The following is an 18,238-nucleotide window of genomic DNA, read 5'->3' as shown; positions in this document are numbered from 1 at the left end:
AAGGAAGCAAAAATATAAATTTATAAGATGATATTTACTTCTCGTTCTAATTGAATGTTAAAAATTTTATTAACATCTTCAATTATAGAGTTTGATAGTGATAAAATTTCTTCTCCGTCGGCATTATGCAGATTAACTAACACCAACGGTTGTTTTTCGTGTACACCCACGTTTCCGATTTTTTTGCCTTTCCAACCGGCATTTTCAATTAACCAAGCAGCAGGAATCTTAACCCAAGTATCGGAAATGGTATAAAAAGGTATATTTGGGTAATTTTCTTGAATTTTAGTTAATTGATCGATCGTTATAATCGGATTTTTAAAAAAGCTTCCTGCATTTCCCAAAAGTGCGGGATCAGGAAGTTTACGTTTACGGGTAGCTATAATTTGATTTCTTACGTCTAGCAAAGAGGGTTCAGAAATATTTTTTTTAATAAGTTCTTCTTTTATATCTCCATATGAGAGTTTAAGTTTATGTTTTTTAGTGGTTAATCGAAAAGTAACTTCAATAATGGCATATTTATTTTTTCCTTCATTCTTAAAAAAAGATTCTCTATATCCGAATTTACAATCTTCAGAAGAAAAAATCTCTATTTCACGGGATTTTAGATTAAGAGCTTTCAGTTGATAAAAAGAATCTTTCATTTCAACTCCATAAGCACCGATATTCTGGATAGGAGAGGTTCCAACATTTCCCGGAATAAAAGATAAATTTTCCAATCCTCCGTAATTTTTATCTACACAATAGCTCACAAAAGAATCCCAATTTTCTCCGGCCATAGCAGATACGAATACATGATTCTCATCGTTACCCGGCCTTTCTTGAATTCCCTTTAATTTAATTTGTATAACTAATCCGTGAAAAGCTTTTGTAAATAAAATATTGCTTCCTCCCCCTATAAATAATACAGGTAAATTTTGATTCTCAGAAAAATTTAAAGCCTCGTTGAGCTCTTCGAGTGTAGATATTTCCGTAAAAAAATTACAAAGCGCAGGTACTTGAAAAGTCGTAAATTTTTTTATATCCTTATTCTCCTGAACTATCATTGAAGTGAATTATATTTTTCTAAACCTTTTTTTATAATTTTTATGGATTGGGCAATGTCATCTTTATTGATTACATAAGCAAGTCTAACCTGTTTTTTGCCATGTTCATGGTTGGAGTAAAAACCTTGTGCAGGGGTAAGCATAACCGTACCGTTTTCATATTCAAAGTCTTTTAACATCCATAAACAAAAATCCTCAGCATTATCAACCGGCAATTCTACAGTGCAATAAAAAGATCCTTTGGGATTGGGACAAATTACCCCCGGGATTTCATTAAGTAATTTTACCAATAAGTCCCGTCTTTCCGAATATTCTTTTCTTACGTTTTCAATGTACGACAGAGGTTGTTTATGTGCGGCATTGGCAATAATCTGTCCAATTAAAGATGGACTCAAACGAGCTTGGGCGAATTTTAAGGCTATTTCCAAAAATTTTGTATTTCTGGTAACTAAAAAACCGCAACGGATTCCACAAAGGCTGTAACGTTTGGATTCGGAATCTACAACAATCACATTGTCTTTAAGTTCAGGAAAATCTAATACGGAATGAAATGGTAAACCATCGTATACATATTCTCTGTATACCTCATCGGATATAAGAAATATATCGTGTTTAATTGCAATATCTGCCAATTTTTGCAATTCCTCTCTTGAATAAAGGTAACCGGTGGGATTACTTGGATTGGTAATGAGAATTGCACGGGTTTTGGGTGTAATTAGTTCTTCGAATTTTTCAATATCGGGTAATGAAAATCCGTTGTCAATAGTTGAAACAATGGGAACTATAGTAACACCAATAGATTCTGCAAAACTATAATAATTTGCATAAAACGGCTCAGGAACGATAATTTCATCTCCATGATCGCATAAGCAACTTAAAGAAAATGAAAGGGCTTCAGACCCCCCGTTGGTAATAATAAAATTGTCTCTGGTTAAGTCATTGAATCCTAACGAGTGATAATAATCTTTTAGTGTTTCTCTATAATCAAATTTTCCTTCAGAAGGAGTATACGCATAAATATCAATATCAATATTTTTTAAAACATCGATGGAAGTTTGCGGGGATTTGATATCCGGCTGCCCGATATTCAAATGGTATACTTGTAACCCTTTTTCCTTTGCTTTAACTGCATAAGGAGCTAGTTTCCTAATAGGAGACTCAGGCATATTTAAACCTCGTGAAGAGAACTTTGGCATAATTTTTTATGTTGTTTTGGAAATTACAAATTTATTGAGTAAATTTGTTTAAGGCAACAAAAATAAAAATAAGTTTTAAATTTTTAATTATTATAGTTTAAGCATATTGTATAAATAGTAAATTTATTTAAATGTTTAGCTAAATAATTGATAATCTTAGTTGTTTTTTCTTGTCTTAAGTAAAGTGCGAAAATTCTAAAAATAACATTATAATAATATTTAATAGTAATTAGTATGGGAAATAAAAATGCTCAAAATGTTTTAACCGGTATGGTATTAGGAGCTGTTGCCGGATTTCTTGCCGGTGTGTTAATTGCTCCTGATAAAGGTAAAAACACCCGTAAAAAAATAAAAAGAAAAGCAGAAGATTTAGGGGAAAGTCTTAAGGATTCTTATCATAAATATAAAGATGAATTGAAGGAGGGATATGATAAGTACAAAAAAGAGTTTAACAGAAAAAAAGATGAGACAATTGATCATCTCGCGGAGGAATACGATGAGTTGACCAAAAAATAATTACTGAAAATTTAAAAGAGTCTGTTTTAATGACTCTTTTTTAATTTTATCACTATATTTTAATAACTTATGTTAGGTTTTGTAAAAAAATATATCAATAATAGAATCGAACTTCTTAAATTGGAATTGACTGAGACTATTTCCGGTTTGTTGAGCATAGTAATTTTCATCATTATTGTTTTCAGCTTAGGAATGATGTTCTTATTTTTAGCCAGTATTGCTCTGGGAGTAATGCTTGGAACTCATTTTAATAATATGGGATTAGGCATTTTAATTATTTCTTGTATCTATCTCATCATTTTTATGATTCTTCTTTCCAATTATTCGAAAATCAAAAAATTTATTGAGAGGAAAATTATTGAATTAGATTTAAATGTAAAAGAAAATGAACTTAATGACAAAAACTAACGGAAGATATACGTACGAAGATTTTTTATTACGTAAACGTGTATTAAAAGATGAGATTTCTGATATGGAGAATAAACTCTCCCTAAGTCATTTACCTGAAACCTTAGGTTTAGTTAATGATAATGTAAGAGACAAAGCATTTTCCTTTGTTTCTAATTCAAATCTCTTAAAGATGCTAATTAATTTTGGAATAGGTTTCGGAACTGAAAAAGTAATTTCAAGGTTTGTAAATAAGAAATCCTTATCAGGGAAATTGATCATGTTAGCTTCTTCTTATGTTGTTCCTATGGTCATTTCTAAAGGTAGGAATATTTTATCAACTATACGTAATAGAAATGAAGTTAAAGCTCTGAGGAATTTTAATGAAGATGACGAAATTTAGAAATTAGTATTTTTTTAAATACGTGTCAAATTCATTACAAAATAAATAAAAAGGCTGTTATCATAACAGCCTTTAATTTTTTTAAACTTAATTAATTTAGTCTATCTAGTTAACTGCAGTGGATAATTCTGCACCTGCTTTAAATTTAGCAACTTTCTTAGCAGGAATTTTAATCTTAGCTTTTGTCTGAGGATTAATTCCTTCTCTTGCACTTCTTTTAGAAACAGAAAAAGTTCCAAAACCTACAAGAGTAACTTTGTCTCCTTTTTTTAATGCTTTGGTTACATTATTCAAAAATGAATCTAAAGCTTTTTTTGCTGCTGCTTTAGTAATATCAGCATCAGCTGCAATTGCATCAATTAATTCTGATTTGTTCATGATGATTTAATTTTAATAAGGTTATTTATCTTAATTTAACAAAGGTAATATTTTGTTTGATATATACAAGCAAATTCCCTCTTTTTTTCGTTCTTATAAAGAAGACTTTACATTTTTTTGTAAAGATTTAAACTGTGTTTTTATACCTTATGTTTAAAATAAAACCCGATCTAATATTATATTTCCATTTTCAGTATATTTAATAAGATCATTTTTTATAAAACTGGTAATCAGACCTTTTTCTCTTTCAGGATAAAGTAGATGTATATTAGCTCCGGCATCCAAAGTAAAATATAATTGAGCGTTAGAATCATGTCTGAATTTCCAAATTTTATCAATGATCGCCAATGTGTTTGGCTTAATTAAAATATAGGGTGGGGTAGAAGTCATCATCATGGCATGAAGTGTCAATGCTTCATGTTCAACTATTTTACCAAATTGTTCCCAATCTCCGGATTGAATCAAATCGCAAACTTCAGATAAATTTTTATTTGCTTCTTGGAAGCGTGTGGATGCATAGGGATGTCCTTTCATTAAACTATGGCCAACGGAGCTGCTTACTTGTTTAGATCCTTCATGGACCAATAAAATGGTATCTTGAATTTCTTTAAATATAGGAGCTATTTCATAGGGAAAAGGAATAGCATATAAATCGGAACTGAAAGGTATATTTGGACTCTTTCCCCATATAGCCAATCCCTTGTAAATTGATCTGCATGCACTTCCGGAACCTAATCTAGCCAAAAAAGAAGCTTTTCTTAACGTAAACTCTTCAGAATTTTTCTCTCCCAATAATTCGCTCATATTCATAAGACATAAGGCCAAAGCACCAAATCCGGATGCAGATGAAGCAATTCCACTACTGTGAGGAAAAGAATTTTTTGTATGTATGGTGTATGAATATTGGTCAATGAATGGTAAATATTTTTTTATAGATAGAAAATAGGTATGAATTTTTGCTGCGAAATTTTCTTGAATTTGGTCTTCCAGATATACTTTTATTGAAAAGTTGTCAGTTTTTTGAAATTGGATTGAAGTTTCCGTAAAACTTTCGGTAAGTGTGTAACTTATGGATGGATTAGCAGGTAATTGTAAATCATATTTACCCCAATATTTAACTAATGCTATGTTTGAACTGCATTTAGCGTTCACTTCTCCATTTTCTATATTTTTATACGTTTCAGATGGAATAAAATTTTCCTCAATCATTATTTAATTTTTTATATTGTAGATAATTTTTAGCGTGAAATTTTAACGAATCTTGAATAGATATGAATGCATACGACAATAATTTTTTTATCTTGTCGTTGGAATAGGTGTTTTGAGAAGTCAATGCTAAGTAAACAGGCTTACTTAACGTTTTTTTACCGGGTAAAAACCGAGACAATACGGATATCCTTTTTAATAATGAATTAGATATTTTAATGGGAGGTTTCCTGTTCAATTCTTTTCTTAACAGGTACATGAGGTTTTTATACGATATGTTGTCTGCAGTTAAAATAAATTTTTCATTACTTATTGAAGGATCATCCATAAGTCGTATACAAATATCAGCGACATCCGAAGCATCAATACATCCGGTGATCCCCGAAGTATAATAGGCTCGATCTGCATATGCCTGATCGTAGAGTAATCCATTGCCTCGTTTCCAATTTCCGGAACCTAATAAGATACCCGGATATACAACTAATACATTTAATCCTTCTTGAGAACCTCTCCACACTTCCATTTCAGCTCCGTATTTCGAGCACGCATAGGAAGAATGATTGAATTTAAAATTCCACTCAGCATTTTCATTAATTGAGGAATCTTCTAAATTGGGGTCTAAGGTGGCAATTGAACTTATATAACAAAATTTATCTATTTTATGACTAATAGATAAATTAACCATATTTTGAGTTCCTTCAATATTTATTTTGCGTAATTCTTTTTTATCTTTTTCATCAAAACTAACCTTTCCGGCAACATGATATACTTTTGTTACACCTATAAAAGCTTCTTCCAGGGAAATAATATCAAGAATATCCCCTTTAATCCATTGTAAAGAATCATATAATTTGTTAAATCTTTCCGGTTCGTATAATTTAAACAAGTTGAAAACTTCTTGTTTAGAATCTTCCGATCTATATAAAGCTTTAACTTGCTCACCTTTTTCGGCTAACTTTAATAAAAGATAGCTTCCTACTAAGCCCGTACCTCCTGTAACTAATATCATAATGGATTGCTAAATTACAGCTTTTTAATTTTATTTATTAGTGAAATTAGCTTAAGTTTTGAAAATATAAAGTAGTTAGTTTGAATAAAAAAAATAAGCTTATTATTTATCAAATACACAATTTAACAAATTAAATAATATACAAATGAATTGCTTATTAATAAATTATCTCTAAAAGTATGAGTATTTTAAAAAAAGGGTGAATAACAAAAAAAATGCCTGTATTAAACAGGCATTTTTTTATTTTTTTTGAAAAAACATTATTGGACTCATCCAATATTGGATCGGTTTTGTTTCCGATAAGTATAAACTTATAAAGGTTATAACCATTGATAGTGGAAAATCAAAAAGAATCGGGTAGGTAATATCTAAAGGAGGAAGTAAATACATTCGGATACCTGCTATTGTAAAAATAACACAAGGATGCACCAAAAATATTCCCAACGAATATTTACCTAATTTATAAAATCGATCAGTTGCTAAATTGATTACGCAAGTAATACTTATCATACTAATTAAATAGAAAGATGCTCTATATAAAAATCCCTGTAAAAGAGTCGGATAAGTACTTTTATAAGATCCTTCCCCAAAAGTAGCCATCACAAAATAAAAAAGGTTTTTATAAAAGAATAAACCGGTGAATATGGCTAATAAAATAACAACGGGTATAATAGGATTAACTTTTCTGATTTTATTGAACATTTGTTCATTGCAATAATAACCTAAAACAAAGTACGGAAAGAAGGTTATTACTCTGAAGGCATTTAACTGGATATCTATAAAGCCAAACAGTAAAGGTATAATTAGTGAAAGACTAAACACTAATGGGAATTTTAAGTTAAACTTAGCAATATAGTAAACAAGTAGTCTCCAAACTAATAGACCAACCACATACCAAAGCCCTCCATAAGGAAGAATGAAAATCGAAATAATTTTTTGAATAATATTAAATTGATCTGCAGGAAGGGTTACTGCTTGTACGGTTATGAAAGGGATGGAATAAGTTAGCTGTGCGGCTAAGTAGGTGAGTCCTAAAGATTTAAATGACTTGGTGTATTTGTCCCACGTAATGTTTTTTGAAAAATAGCCGGATATAAATATAAAAAGAGGCATGGTAAAAGTAGAGAGAAAGCTAACTAAAACTGCTGTTCCTCTATCTTTGTAAAGGTTTTCGGTAGTATGAGCATATACTACAAAACAAACTAATATAAATTTCAAAGAGTCAAAGGTCTTATTCCTGTTCATTGTTAAAAAGCAATTAAATTAACGATGACAAAACTATAAATATAATAGTAAAAGTCCAAATTAATATGTATATTATAAAAAATTTTATTTCATGTCTAAAATTTTATATGAAATTGAATAAAAATAGATAAATATCATAAATTTAATATCTTATAACCATAAACTTTGGTAAATCATTTTATATTTATATGCTAAAATAATATAATATTTAAATAAATAAATTAATATATAATAAGAAATGGAAAATATTATATTATTTTATCTATGCTTTTTCTTGTTTTTATTTTTTGAGCTTTAAATTGAGAGGGTGTTTGTCCGGTAACTTTTTTAAATTGTGCAGAAAGGTGAGCAACGCTGCTGTATCCCAACTTATAAGAAATTTCCGATAAATTCAATTCCTCATAAGACAACAGTTCTTTTACGGTTTCTATTTTTTGTAGAATGATATAATGTTCAATGGTAATGCCTTCTGAAGAAGAAAAAAGTTTGCTTAAATAAGAATAGTCTTTGTTTATTTTTTGGGATAAAAATTCAGAATAAGTTATCGATGGTACTGTATGTTCTCGGATCTGTGAAATTAACAGAGATTTAATCTTTTCAATTATTTTTTGATTAGAATCACTAATAAGCTCGAAGCCCAGTTTTTCTAATTTATCACTAAAAATATGCTCCTTTTCTTTGCTCAATTCCTCATTTATAATAACCATTCCAAGCCTAACAGTAACCGGCTTAATATGAATTTCTTTTAAAATTTCCTCGACCGCAAAAATACAGCGATCACAAACCATATTTTTAATATATAAATTCATAAGTGAAATTTTATACAAATGTAATGCCTAAATTCTTCGTGTAAAGTGATGGATAGTAAGTCGCACTCATTTTTTCGGCTAAATTCCAATATCGATTAGTAAATAGTTTTTTATAAATTTGTATAAAAAAAATGGCACTACTTGCACCTTCCATCCTTTCAGCAAACTTTGGGAATTTAGATAAGGATATAGAAATGATCAATTCGAGCGAAGCCGATTGGTTTCATATAGATATCATGGATGGAGTATTTGTCCCTAATATTTCTTTCGGATTTCCGGTTTTAGAAGCTGTTAATAAAAAAGCTAAAAAAATCAAAGATGCTCATTTAATGATTGTAAATCCGAGTCAATATTTTCAAACTTTTAAAAATTTAGGTATAGATTATATTACAGTTCATTATGAAGCCTGTATCCATTTACACAGGACAATTCAGGAAATTAAAAATTTAGGTATGAAAGCCGGAGTAGCCTTAAATCCGCATACCAATATAAATTTATTGGATGATACTATCCAAGATTTGAATTTAGTGTTAGTGATGACTGTAAATCCCGGGTTTGGAGGACAAAAATTTATTGAAAACTCATATAAAAAAATAGCCTCTTGTAAGGATCTAATTATTCAAAAAAATTCACAAGCATTAATACAAGTTGACGGAGGAATAAGTCTCGAAAATGCTAAAAAGCTAACTGATGTCGGAGCTGATGTATTGGTTGCCGGAAGTAGCATTTTCAATGCGAAAGATCCCATACAAATGATCAAAGATTTAAAAAATAGTACCAACTAAGTTCATAACCCATTAAAATGAAAGACAAAAAAATTCATTTTATAGTTAATCCTATTTCAGGTAAAGGATTAGGTAAGAAAGTAAAAAATAGGATAGAAGAACTTTTTGCAGACTATGATAAAGAAATCAAAGTAACAAGAAAAAAAGATGATGGATATAAATTTGCATTGCAATCCATTAAAGAAGGAGCCGACATTATTGTAAGTTGTGGAGGTGACGGAACACTTAATGAAGTAGCTACTGCCTTACTTAATAAAGAAATCCCCTTAGCAATCGTTCCTATAGGTTCCGGAAATGGATTGGCCAGACATTTACATATTCCTCTTACTTATGAAAAAGCTCTACAATCGTTGAAAACTTCCCAACATACTAGTAAAAAAATTGATTGTGGAAAGATTAATAATATATATTTCTTCAGTAATGCAGGTATAGGATTTGATGCACATACTGTGAAAGAATATGCTCATCAAAAGAAAAGACAGTTAGCAGGATATGTTAAAAGTGCTATCGTAAGTGTTTTTAAATATAAGCCCATTCAGATTGATATGCATTCAGAAACGAAAAACTTCAAGGGAAAAGCCATGATGCTGAATATTTCTAACAGTAATTGCTTAGGATACGGGTTTTCCATTTCGCCAAAAGCTTCTTTGCAGGACGGTAAATTTGATGTTAATTTGATAACTGAATGTTCCTGGGGAGCATTTGGTTTAATCGGTATGGGATATTTATTAAATACTAATTTCGGAAGTAAGAAGAAAATATTTTTTAAATCCAATCAATTAGAAATTGAATTTGATGGAAAATATTTGCAAATTGATGGAGAATATATACCCACCAATGCTAAAAAACTAACAGTTTCCTTATTACCTCAATCACTTAAAGTTTTAGTAGCTTAAATATATAACCTATAAATTAATATTCTTTAAGTTGCTTAATGTCATTTTTAAAATATAGATAAAATCTGGAAATGTTAAAATTATAGCATAACTAAAATTAGGATGAATAGGGTAGTTAATGAGGAATTTATATAGAATGTTAATGTATCAAAGCACATACAAGCTAAAAATAAGAATCTTATTTTAAAAAAATAATTGATCACTTGCTACCAATAAATTTATAATATAAAAAATATTTACTTTGAAGATATTATCAAAATCAGTAGATTTGAACCTATACAGTAAATAAAATATACCCGTTAAAGCAAAAAATAAAATGGACCAATTTTCATTTTTAAATGCAATCAATTCAGAATACATAGATGAGTTGTATCAAAAATATTTGAAATTTCCCGATAGCATAGAACCCAGCTGGAGAAGTTTTTTTCAAGGATTTGATTTTGCCAGAAAATCCTACAATGAAACTTCTGAATATAATCAATATAGTGAAAAGGAATATTCAAATGAAAAAGGAATTTCTGAAGATATCATAAGAGAATTTAAGATAATAAATTTAATAAACGGGTATCGAACAAGAGGGCATTTATTTACTAAAACCAATCCGGTCAGGCAAAGAAGAACCTATACTCCAGATTTAAGCATAGAAAATTTCGGACTTAGCGAATCAGATTTATCCGTACCTGTCAACGGTAAAATTATAGGAATAGAAGGAGAATATACTTTAAAAGAAATAATAGATATTCTTAATAAAGAATATTGCAGTTCCATTGGAATTGAATACATATATATTAGAAAACCCGAAGAAATCCGTTGGATTCAAAATTGGATAAAGCAAAATTTTAATCAGCCCCTTTTAGATGTAGAAGAAAAGAAAAGAATATTAAAAAAGCTTTCACATGCCGTTGCCTTTGAAAATTTTTTACATACGAAATTTGTCGGACAAAAAAGATTTTCATTAGAAGGAGGAGAAACTTTAATTCCCGCTTTAGATGAAATAATTAACCATTCCTCAGAACTGGGAGTGGAAGAAATCGTTATCGGAATGGCCCATAGAGGAAGATTAAATGTTTTAGCCAATATATTTAATAAATCGTATTCGCAAATATTTAATGAGTTTGAGGGAAAAGATTATTCAGAAACCATTTTTTCAGGAGATGTAAAATATCATTTAGGATCTTGTAATAATTATAAAACTAAAAAAGGTAAAACCGTTAAAATAAGTTTAGCTCCCAACCCGTCGCATTTGGAAACCGTTGATGCCATAGTGGAAGGAATTGCGAGAGCAAAAACAGATCACGAATATCAAGAAGATTACGGTAAAGTCATGCCTATACTAATCCATGGAGATGCAGCCATTGCCGCTCAAGGAATCGTATATGAAGTAATTCAAATGATGAACTTGGACGGCTATAAAACCGGAGGAACCATTCATATTGTAATCAATAATCAGGTAGGATTTACTACCAACTATTTAGACGCACGTTCCAGCACCTACTGTACAGACATAGCTAAAACGGTTTTATGTCCGGTATTGCATGTAAATGCAGATGATGCGGAAGCAGTTATCCATGCAGTACGATTTGCTTCGGATTACAGGAATACCTTTAATAAAGATGTTTTTATTGACCTTTTAGGTTATAGAAAATATGGACATAATGAGGGCGATGAACCTCGTTTTACACAGCCTCAATTATATAAAATAATTGAAAATCATCCGAATCCCAGAGAAATATATCGAGCAAAACTTGAAAAAGATGATATCATTACGCAAAAAATGGTGGCTGACGATGACGAAGAATACAGAAAGTTACTGGATAAAAATTTGGAAGATTCCAAAGAAATGGAACAAGCGACCGTTGAATTATTCATGCAGCAAGAATGGAAAGATTTTGAAAGAGTAGGAGCTGCCGAACTTTTAACACCCATAGATACAACCTTTCCATTGGAAAACTTGCGTACCATAGCGCATCAAATTACGGAAATACCGGAAGGAAAAAACCTCTTTAATAAAACCAAACGTTTATTGAAACAAAGGCGGGATATGATTGATGTTACCCAAACCATAGATTGGGGGATGGCAGAATTATTGGCTTACGGTTCGCTGTTAACGGAAGGACATCATGTCCGATTATCCGGAGAGGATGTTGAACGAGGAACTTTTTCACACCGTCATGCAGTAATTAAAACGGAAGACACAGAAGAAGAAATCATCTTATTAAACAGCTTGAATACCAAAGCTAAATTCTATGTTTATAATTCCTTGCTGTCAGAATATGGAGTTTTAGGATTTGAATATGGCTATGCCATGACTTCTCCTTTTTCGCTTACAATTTGGGAAGCACAATTTGGAGATTTTGCCAACGGAGCACAAATTGTAATTGATCAATATATTTCTGCTGCTGAAGATAAATGGAAAATGCAAAACGGATTGGTTATGTTGCTTCCGCATGGTTTTGAAGGACAAGGAGCAGAACATTCTTCGGCGAGGATCGAACGATTCTTATCTCTTTGTGCCAATGGAAATATGTATGTAGTAAATTCAACTACTCCGTCGAATTTATTCCATTCTTTAAGGCGACAATTGAAAACTGATTATAGGAAACCGTTGATTGTTTTTTCTCCTAAAAGTTTACTAAGACATCCTCAAGTAGTGTCTACCCTGGAAGAATTAGCAGAAGGAGCCTTTGAAGAGGTTATCGATGATTCAAAAGCAACTAAGATAGAAAAAATAACTCGTGTCGTTTTATGTTCAGGAAAATTATTCTATGAATTGGATAAGAAAAGAGAAGAATTAAAAGAGGATCGAGTGGCATTGGTACGTATTGAACAACTCTATCCTTTACATTGGGATAAAATCCAACAAATATTACAAAAATATTCTTTTCAAAAAGAGTTAATTTGGGCACAAGAAGAACCCGAAAATATGGGAGCTTGGTGGTACATACTCAAAGAATTTAGAAAATTCAATATTGAAGGAATTTATACAGCCGAAAGCGGCTCTCCTTCACCGGGTTCACACAAACGATACGATAAAATACAAAAAAAATTAATCAATTCTGTGTTTGAAAATATAAAATAAACCATTAAAAAATAAAATATTTGAACTTATGATACTTGAAATGAAAGTTCCCTCTCCCGGGGAATCAATAACTGAAGTAGAAATTTCAACCTGGTTGGTTAAAGAGGGAGATTATGTTGTAAAAGATCAGGCTATAGCGGAAATAGACAGCGATAAAGCCACTTTAGACCTTCCGGCAGAAGCTTCCGGCAAAATATCTTTGAAAGCTCAAGAGGGAGATACAGTTCAGGTAGGACATATTATATGTTTAATTGACACGGATGCTGTAAATCCAATTCATGATAAAAAAGAAATAGTAACCAACGAAGCAGAAACAACTGTTTCTACTCATACATCGGAAAATTCTCAAGAAAGACCCGCCGATTCATATGTAAAAGGAACTTGTTCCCCGGCAGCCAGAAAAATAGTTAAAGAAAAAAATATTTCTCCCGAAGATATTCAAGGAACGGGAAAAAATGGAAGAATAACAAAAAATGATGCATTACAAGCAGTTCCATCTCTTGGTAATTCTACAGGAAATGGAGTCAGAACGTACCAGTCAGTTAAATTATCGGCGCTTAGAAGAAAAGTAGCCGAAAGATTGGTAACCGTAAAAAATCAAACCGCCATGTTAACTACTTTTAATGAAGTGGACATGAGTGAAATTTATCGTATAAGGAATGAATATAAAGAGGCATTTAAAAATAAACACAATGTGAATTTAGGATTTATGTCTTTTTTTACCCTTGCTGTTGTAAGAGCATTGCAACTGTTTCCCGATGTTAACTCTATGATCGACGGAGAGAATAAAATAACCTATGATTTTCAAGATATAAGCATAGCGGTGTCCGGACCTAAAGGATTAATGGTTCCTGTACTTAGAAATGCGGAAACCATGACATTTAGAGGAGTAGAGCAAAATATAAAGATCCTTGCGGAAAAAGTGAGAGACGGAAGAATTACCGTGGATGAAATGACCGGAGGAACATTTACCATTACCAATGGAGGAGTTTTTGGTTCTATGTTATCTACCCCGATCATCAATCCACCACAAAGTGCAATTCTTGGAATGCACAACATAATTGAGCGGCCTATCGCAAAAAATAAACAAATTGTTATTGCTCCCATGATGTATGTTGCCCTTTCTTATGATCATAGAATTATCGATGGTAAAGAATCGGTTAGCTTTTTAGTGGCTGTGAAAGAAGCACTTGAAAATCCATTGGAACTATTGATGAATAATAACATAAATAAAGCATTAGAATTATAAAAATCTATACAACCGCTTATAGCGGTTTTTTTATGAACCAAAAACGTTTTTATACTAAGATTAAATCCATAAAATAAAGCATATATAATATTTTAATATGAAAAGAATACTCTTTGTCTTTACTCTATTATTTTCGTTTCTTATTTTATCAGCTCAAGAGTCAGACAGAAAAAAACTGGAAGAATTTCTTTCGAAACAACAAGATATAACTTATGAAAGGATTGAAACTTATAAAGGAGGACCTTTACAATATAAGTTACAAATTAAACAACCTTTAGATTGGTCGGATACCTATGCCGGTTATTTTAATCAACAAGTCATTTTGACTCATACAGGCTTTGATCGGCCTATGCTCATGGAAACGCAAGGGTATGGGATGTATGATGTTAAAAATGAATTGCAGCAAATCTTAAATTCTAACGATTTAAATATTGAACATCGATATTTTGGAACTTCAATACCCGACTCTTCAATATTTAACTGGAAATATTTGACTCTTTATAATGCAGCTCATGATTTACACCATATAAATACTATTTTTAAAAAAATATACGGTAAAAAATGGATCAGTACAGGTATAAGCAAAGGAGGACAAACAACTATATATTATCGATATTTTTTTCCTGAAGATGTAGATGTCTCCGTTCCGTATGTGGCCCCGATAAATTATTCTTTGGAAGATTCGCGAATATATAGTTTTTTAAACTCGGTGGGATCGGAAACTTGCAGAAAGAAAATTAAAGATTTTCAATTGTTTATGCTAAAAAATGAAAAGGAAGCCTTAAAATATGTACAAGCCTATTCTGATATAAAAGGTCTTACCTATAAATATTTGGGATCCCTAGGCAAAGCATTTGAATATACGGTATTGGAATATCCTTTTTCATTTTGGCAATGGGGATATTCTTGTGATTCCATTCCTCAGTCAAACGAGGTTGCGAAGGGAGTGGATTATCTTATAAAAGCCGTTGATATAAGTTTTTTTAGTGATCAGGAAATTAAGCAATATGCGCCACATTATTATCAAGCAGCCTTAGAAATGGGATATTACGGATATGATATTTCACCATTTAAAAATTATTTAAACTATTTTACTGAAAATCCTTTAGCAACATTTCCTCCTAAAGAAGCAGGAAAAATCACGTATAGTCCGAAACTCACTAAAAAATTAGAAAAATGGTTAGATACTCAGGGTACTAATTTTATATATATTTATGGGGAATTGGACACATGGAGCGCTACCAAAGTTATCCCTTCTTTAAAAACTAATTCCCTTAAATTGGAACTTCCCGGAGCAAACCATGCTTCTGCAAGAATCGCAAACATGAATCAAGTGATGAGAAATCAGTTGAGCGATACCTTATATCAGTGGATAGGGATTAGACCTAATTATAGTTTATTTAATTAATTATTTTATATTTTTAAAAAGAAATAACTAATAAATTTATTAAAATATAAATAGGAAACTAAATTTAAATTTTTATTTTATCTTGGAATAGAATTTGTATTTAAATGATTTAATTGTAGGATATTTCTTTTTTTTAATAAAAATAGAGATAAATACAGGGTTAATCAAAAATACTTTCGTTTTAATTAATATTTAATTAACAAGAATTCTATATATAAATTATAATTTTGTGTAATCATTAATGTACTAATAATACGGATTGAATTAATTATAAATTTAAAAGTAATAAATTTACAATTTTAAAACCTGGGTGTAAAAATGGAAAAAGGAAAGAAGAAGAATAGAATATTTAGAGATGCGTTTGGCCATTGGTTTATCTTAAAAAGATTTCTTATATTCACCTTTGGGGTTATATCATATAATAGATTCAACGGATTTAATAAATTAAAACTTAAAGGAACTGAAAACCTGTTAAAGCTTCCCGATACCAATGTATTGTTCGTATCCAATCATCAAACCTATTTTGCGGATGTATTTGCTATGTATCATGTTTTTTGTGCCGTAAAGCACGGTTATATTGACACCATTAAAAATCCTGTTTATCTTTTAGATCCGAAAGTAGATTTATATTATGTGGCGGCAAAAGAAACCATGAATAAGGGATTACTAGCCAAATTATTTTCTTTAGCAGGAGCAATTACTGTTAAAAGAACTTGGAGAGATGCAGGAAAAGATGTCAATCGAAAAGTTGATATGAATGAAATAGATAATATTTTGCAAGCATTGGATAGCGGATGGGTAGTTACCTTTCCACAAGGTACGGTAACTCCTTGGTCACCCGGTCGAAGAGGTGCGGCAAAAATTATCAAAAAAAATAAACCCATTGTAATACCTGTTGTAATTGATGGATTCAGAAGAGCTTTTGATCGTAAAGGATTACTCGTTAAAAAAAGGGGAGTTGAACCGAAAATGACATTTAAAGCTCCATTAGACATCGATTATGAGAACGAAGATTCAAATGAAATTTTAGCTAAAATCATGATAGCTATAGAACAAGATCCAAGTTTTTTAAAAGTTAAATCGGTGGAGGAACTGGAAGCAGAAAGGGAAGAAGAAAAGACCCGATCATTTTTTGAACTATAATTTATTACAGAGATAAAAAAAGGCAGTCGTATTTAGCTGTCTTTTTTAGTTTAAAAAAGTATCTTTGTTCTGAAAAATATCGGTAAATGAAAATACATTTTATAGCGATAGGTGGAAGTGCCATGCATAATTTGGCTTTGGCCTTGGCTCAAAAAGGCTACACTGTTACAGGTTCTGATGATGCAATTTTTGAACCCTCCCTCTCAAGATTAAAAAAACAAGGTATAGCACCTAATTCATTGGGGTGGTTTCCCGATAAGATTACTCCGGATATAGATGCAGTAATTTTGGGAATGCATGCTCATTCAGATAATCCCGAACTTCAAAAAGCAAAAGAATTAAATTTAAAAATTTATTCATATCCTGAATTTCTATACGAACTATCTAAAAATAAAACCCGAGTAGTTATCGCAGGTTCTCACGGTAAAACCACGATAACCTCCATGGTTCTTCATGTACTTAAGTATCATCAAGTAGATGTTGATTATATGGTTGGTGCTCAGTTGGAAGGATTTGATACCATGGTGAAGCTCACAGATACTAATGAATTTATGATTTTAGAAGGGGATGAGTATTTATCTTCACCGATCGATTTACGTTCAAAATTTCTTTTGTATCAGCCTAATATAGCTTTACTCAGCGGGATCGCCTGGGATCATATCAATGTTTTTCCAACTTTTGAGTCTTATAAGCAACCCTTCCTAAATTTTGTAAATACGATAAGTCAAGGAGGTGCTTTAATTTATAATGAAGAAGATAAAGAAGTTGTAGAGGTAGTAGAACAATCGAGTAACTATCTGAAAAAGTTTCCTTATCATACTCCCAATTATGTAATTAAAGATGAAAAAGTATATCTTCAAACTTCTGAAGGAGAATTACAATTGTCGTTATTTGGTAGACATAACCTATTGAATTTAGAGGGTGCGCGATTGGTTTGTAATCAAATAGGTATACAAAATGAAGCGTTTTATGAAGCAATACTATCATTTAAAGGTGCTTCACGAAGATTGGAAAAAATATACGATACAAATGAATATATAGTATATAAAGATTTTGCACATGCACCATCTAAAGTAATGGCAACAGTTAAGGCAGTTAAAGAAAATTTTTCCAATAAACGACTGGTAGCTTGTTTAGAACTCCATACATATAGTTCACTAAACCCTGAATTTTTAAAACAATACAAAAACACATTAGACAAAGCTGATGAGGCACTTGTTTTTTATAGTGAAGATGCTTTAAAAATCAAAAGAATGGAACCAATTTCAAAAGAACTGATTATAAATTCTTTCGAAAAAAATAATTTACAAGTCTTTACAGATCCTGTTATATTAGAGAACTATTTAAAAGAAATCGATAAAAATAACAGTATTTTTTTAATGATGAGCTCCGGAAATTACGGCGGAATAAATTTGGACTCAATTTTTAAATAAAAACAAAATACACTATATCATAAAAATCTTTCTTTTCGGAAAGATTTTTT

At 30.9% G+C, this 18,238-nt stretch carries 17 protein-coding genes; 10 read left to right on the top strand and 7 right to left on the bottom strand.

From position 1 onward, the window contains the following. Positions 1 to 20: 20 nt before the first annotated feature. Positions 21 to 1,046, bottom strand: a complete 1,026-nt coding sequence (gene murB, locus GFU93_RS01365) for a UDP-N-acetylmuramate dehydrogenase (protein WP_160566435.1) — start codon at positions 1,044 to 1,046, stop codon at positions 21 to 23. Continuing rightward, positions 1,043 to 2,242 (bottom strand): pyridoxal phosphate-dependent aminotransferase, encoded by a 1,200-nt coding sequence (locus tag GFU93_RS01360; RefSeq protein WP_160566432.1) that lies wholly within the window; start codon positions 2,240 to 2,242, stop codon positions 1,043 to 1,045. Before GFU93_RS01360 ends, murB begins: the two co-directional genes overlap by 4 nt. A gap of 234 nt (positions 2,243 to 2,476) precedes the next feature. Between GFU93_RS01360 and GFU93_RS01355 the strand changes: the two genes are divergently transcribed. From GFU93_RS01355 to GFU93_RS01345, 3 genes are all read left to right on the top strand, one after another. Beyond that, entirely contained in the window at positions 2,477 to 2,758 is a 282-nt protein-coding gene (locus GFU93_RS01355; RefSeq protein ID WP_160543134.1) for a YtxH domain-containing protein, read from the top strand. A gap of 69 nt (positions 2,759 to 2,827) precedes the next feature. Then, positions 2,828 to 3,166 (top strand): phage holin family protein, encoded by a 339-nt coding sequence (locus GFU93_RS01350; protein ID WP_160566429.1) that lies wholly within the window; start codon positions 2,828 to 2,830, stop codon positions 3,164 to 3,166. Continuing rightward, positions 3,153 to 3,548: a hypothetical protein gene (locus GFU93_RS01345; RefSeq protein ID WP_160566426.1), complete on the top strand. Its 396-nt coding sequence runs from the start codon at positions 3,153 to 3,155 to the stop codon at positions 3,546 to 3,548. Before GFU93_RS01350 ends, GFU93_RS01345 begins: the two co-directional genes overlap by 14 nt. A gap of 105 nt (positions 3,549 to 3,653) precedes the next feature. Here the strand turns inward: GFU93_RS01345 and GFU93_RS01340 are convergent, their stop codons facing one another. The 5 genes from GFU93_RS01340 to GFU93_RS01320 all read right to left on the bottom strand — a co-directional run bounded on the left by GFU93_RS01340 (position 3,654) and on the right by GFU93_RS01320 (position 8,195). After that, the gene (locus GFU93_RS01340; protein WP_105297795.1) at positions 3,654 to 3,926 is read right to left on the bottom strand and encodes an HU family DNA-binding protein; all 273 of its coding nucleotides are present in this window, start codon (positions 3,924 to 3,926) and stop codon (positions 3,654 to 3,656) included. Between the two features lie 153 nt (positions 3,927 to 4,079). Beyond that, a complete protein-coding gene (locus tag GFU93_RS01335; RefSeq protein WP_160566424.1) occupies positions 4,080 to 5,135 on the bottom strand; it encodes a diphosphomevalonate/mevalonate 3,5-bisphosphate decarboxylase family protein in 1,056 nt (351 codons plus the stop codon). After that, positions 5,128 to 6,141, bottom strand: coding sequence for an NAD-dependent epimerase/dehydratase family protein (locus GFU93_RS01330; protein WP_160566421.1), 1,014 nt, complete (start codon positions 6,139 to 6,141; stop codon positions 5,128 to 5,130). Before GFU93_RS01330 ends, GFU93_RS01335 begins: the two co-directional genes overlap by 8 nt. 240 nt (positions 6,142 to 6,381) lie before the next feature. After that, entirely contained in the window at positions 6,382 to 7,386 is a 1,005-nt protein-coding gene (locus GFU93_RS01325) for an acyltransferase family protein (protein WP_160566418.1), read from the bottom strand. Positions 7,387 to 7,634: 248 nt separating this feature from the next. Further along, positions 7,635 to 8,195 (bottom strand): AraC family transcriptional regulator, encoded by a 561-nt coding sequence (locus GFU93_RS01320; protein ID WP_160566415.1) that lies wholly within the window; start codon positions 8,193 to 8,195, stop codon positions 7,635 to 7,637. A gap of 131 nt (positions 8,196 to 8,326) precedes the next feature. On the opposite strand from GFU93_RS01320, the gene rpe reads away from it, so the two are divergent. The 7 genes from rpe (at position 8,327) to murC (ending at position 18,188) form a co-directional block, all read left to right on the top strand. Then, positions 8,327 to 8,980, top strand: a complete 654-nt coding sequence (gene rpe, locus GFU93_RS01315; RefSeq protein WP_160566412.1) for a ribulose-phosphate 3-epimerase — start codon at positions 8,327 to 8,329, stop codon at positions 8,978 to 8,980. A gap of 17 nt (positions 8,981 to 8,997) precedes the next feature. Then, positions 8,998 to 9,876 carry a diacylglycerol kinase family protein gene (locus tag GFU93_RS01310; RefSeq protein WP_160566409.1) on the top strand — a complete coding sequence of 293 codons (879 nt, stop codon included), beginning with the start codon at positions 8,998 to 9,000 and terminating at the stop codon, positions 9,874 to 9,876. A 316-nt stretch (positions 9,877 to 10,192) separates the two neighbouring features. Beyond that, positions 10,193 to 12,955 carry a 2-oxoglutarate dehydrogenase E1 component gene (locus GFU93_RS01305; protein ID WP_160566406.1) on the top strand — a complete coding sequence of 921 codons (2,763 nt, stop codon included), beginning with the start codon at positions 10,193 to 10,195 and terminating at the stop codon, positions 12,953 to 12,955. A gap of 28 nt (positions 12,956 to 12,983) precedes the next feature. Further along, positions 12,984 to 14,204 carry a 2-oxoglutarate dehydrogenase complex dihydrolipoyllysine-residue succinyltransferase gene (odhB, locus tag GFU93_RS01300; protein ID WP_160566404.1) on the top strand — a complete coding sequence of 407 codons (1,221 nt, stop codon included), beginning with the start codon at positions 12,984 to 12,986 and terminating at the stop codon, positions 14,202 to 14,204. Between the two features lie 97 nt (positions 14,205 to 14,301). After that, on the top strand, positions 14,302 to 15,612 hold the full coding sequence (locus GFU93_RS01295; protein WP_160566401.1) for a S28 family serine protease: 1,311 nt from the start codon (positions 14,302 to 14,304) through the stop codon (positions 15,610 to 15,612). 318 nt (positions 15,613 to 15,930) lie between these two features. Beyond that, a complete protein-coding gene (locus GFU93_RS01290; RefSeq protein ID WP_160543121.1) occupies positions 15,931 to 16,755 on the top strand; it encodes a 1-acyl-sn-glycerol-3-phosphate acyltransferase in 825 nt (274 codons plus the stop codon). Between the two features lie 86 nt (positions 16,756 to 16,841). Then, positions 16,842 to 18,188 carry a UDP-N-acetylmuramate--L-alanine ligase gene (gene murC, locus GFU93_RS01285; RefSeq protein WP_160566398.1) on the top strand — a complete coding sequence of 449 codons (1,347 nt, stop codon included), beginning with the start codon at positions 16,842 to 16,844 and terminating at the stop codon, positions 18,186 to 18,188. Positions 18,189 to 18,238 lie beyond the last annotated feature (50 nt).

It is taken from the genome of Apibacter sp. B3546, assembly GCF_009827885.1.
Classification (GTDB): Bacteria; Bacteroidota; Bacteroidia; order Flavobacteriales; family Weeksellaceae; genus Apibacter.
This window is presented reverse-complemented; position numbering and strand designations above follow the sequence as displayed.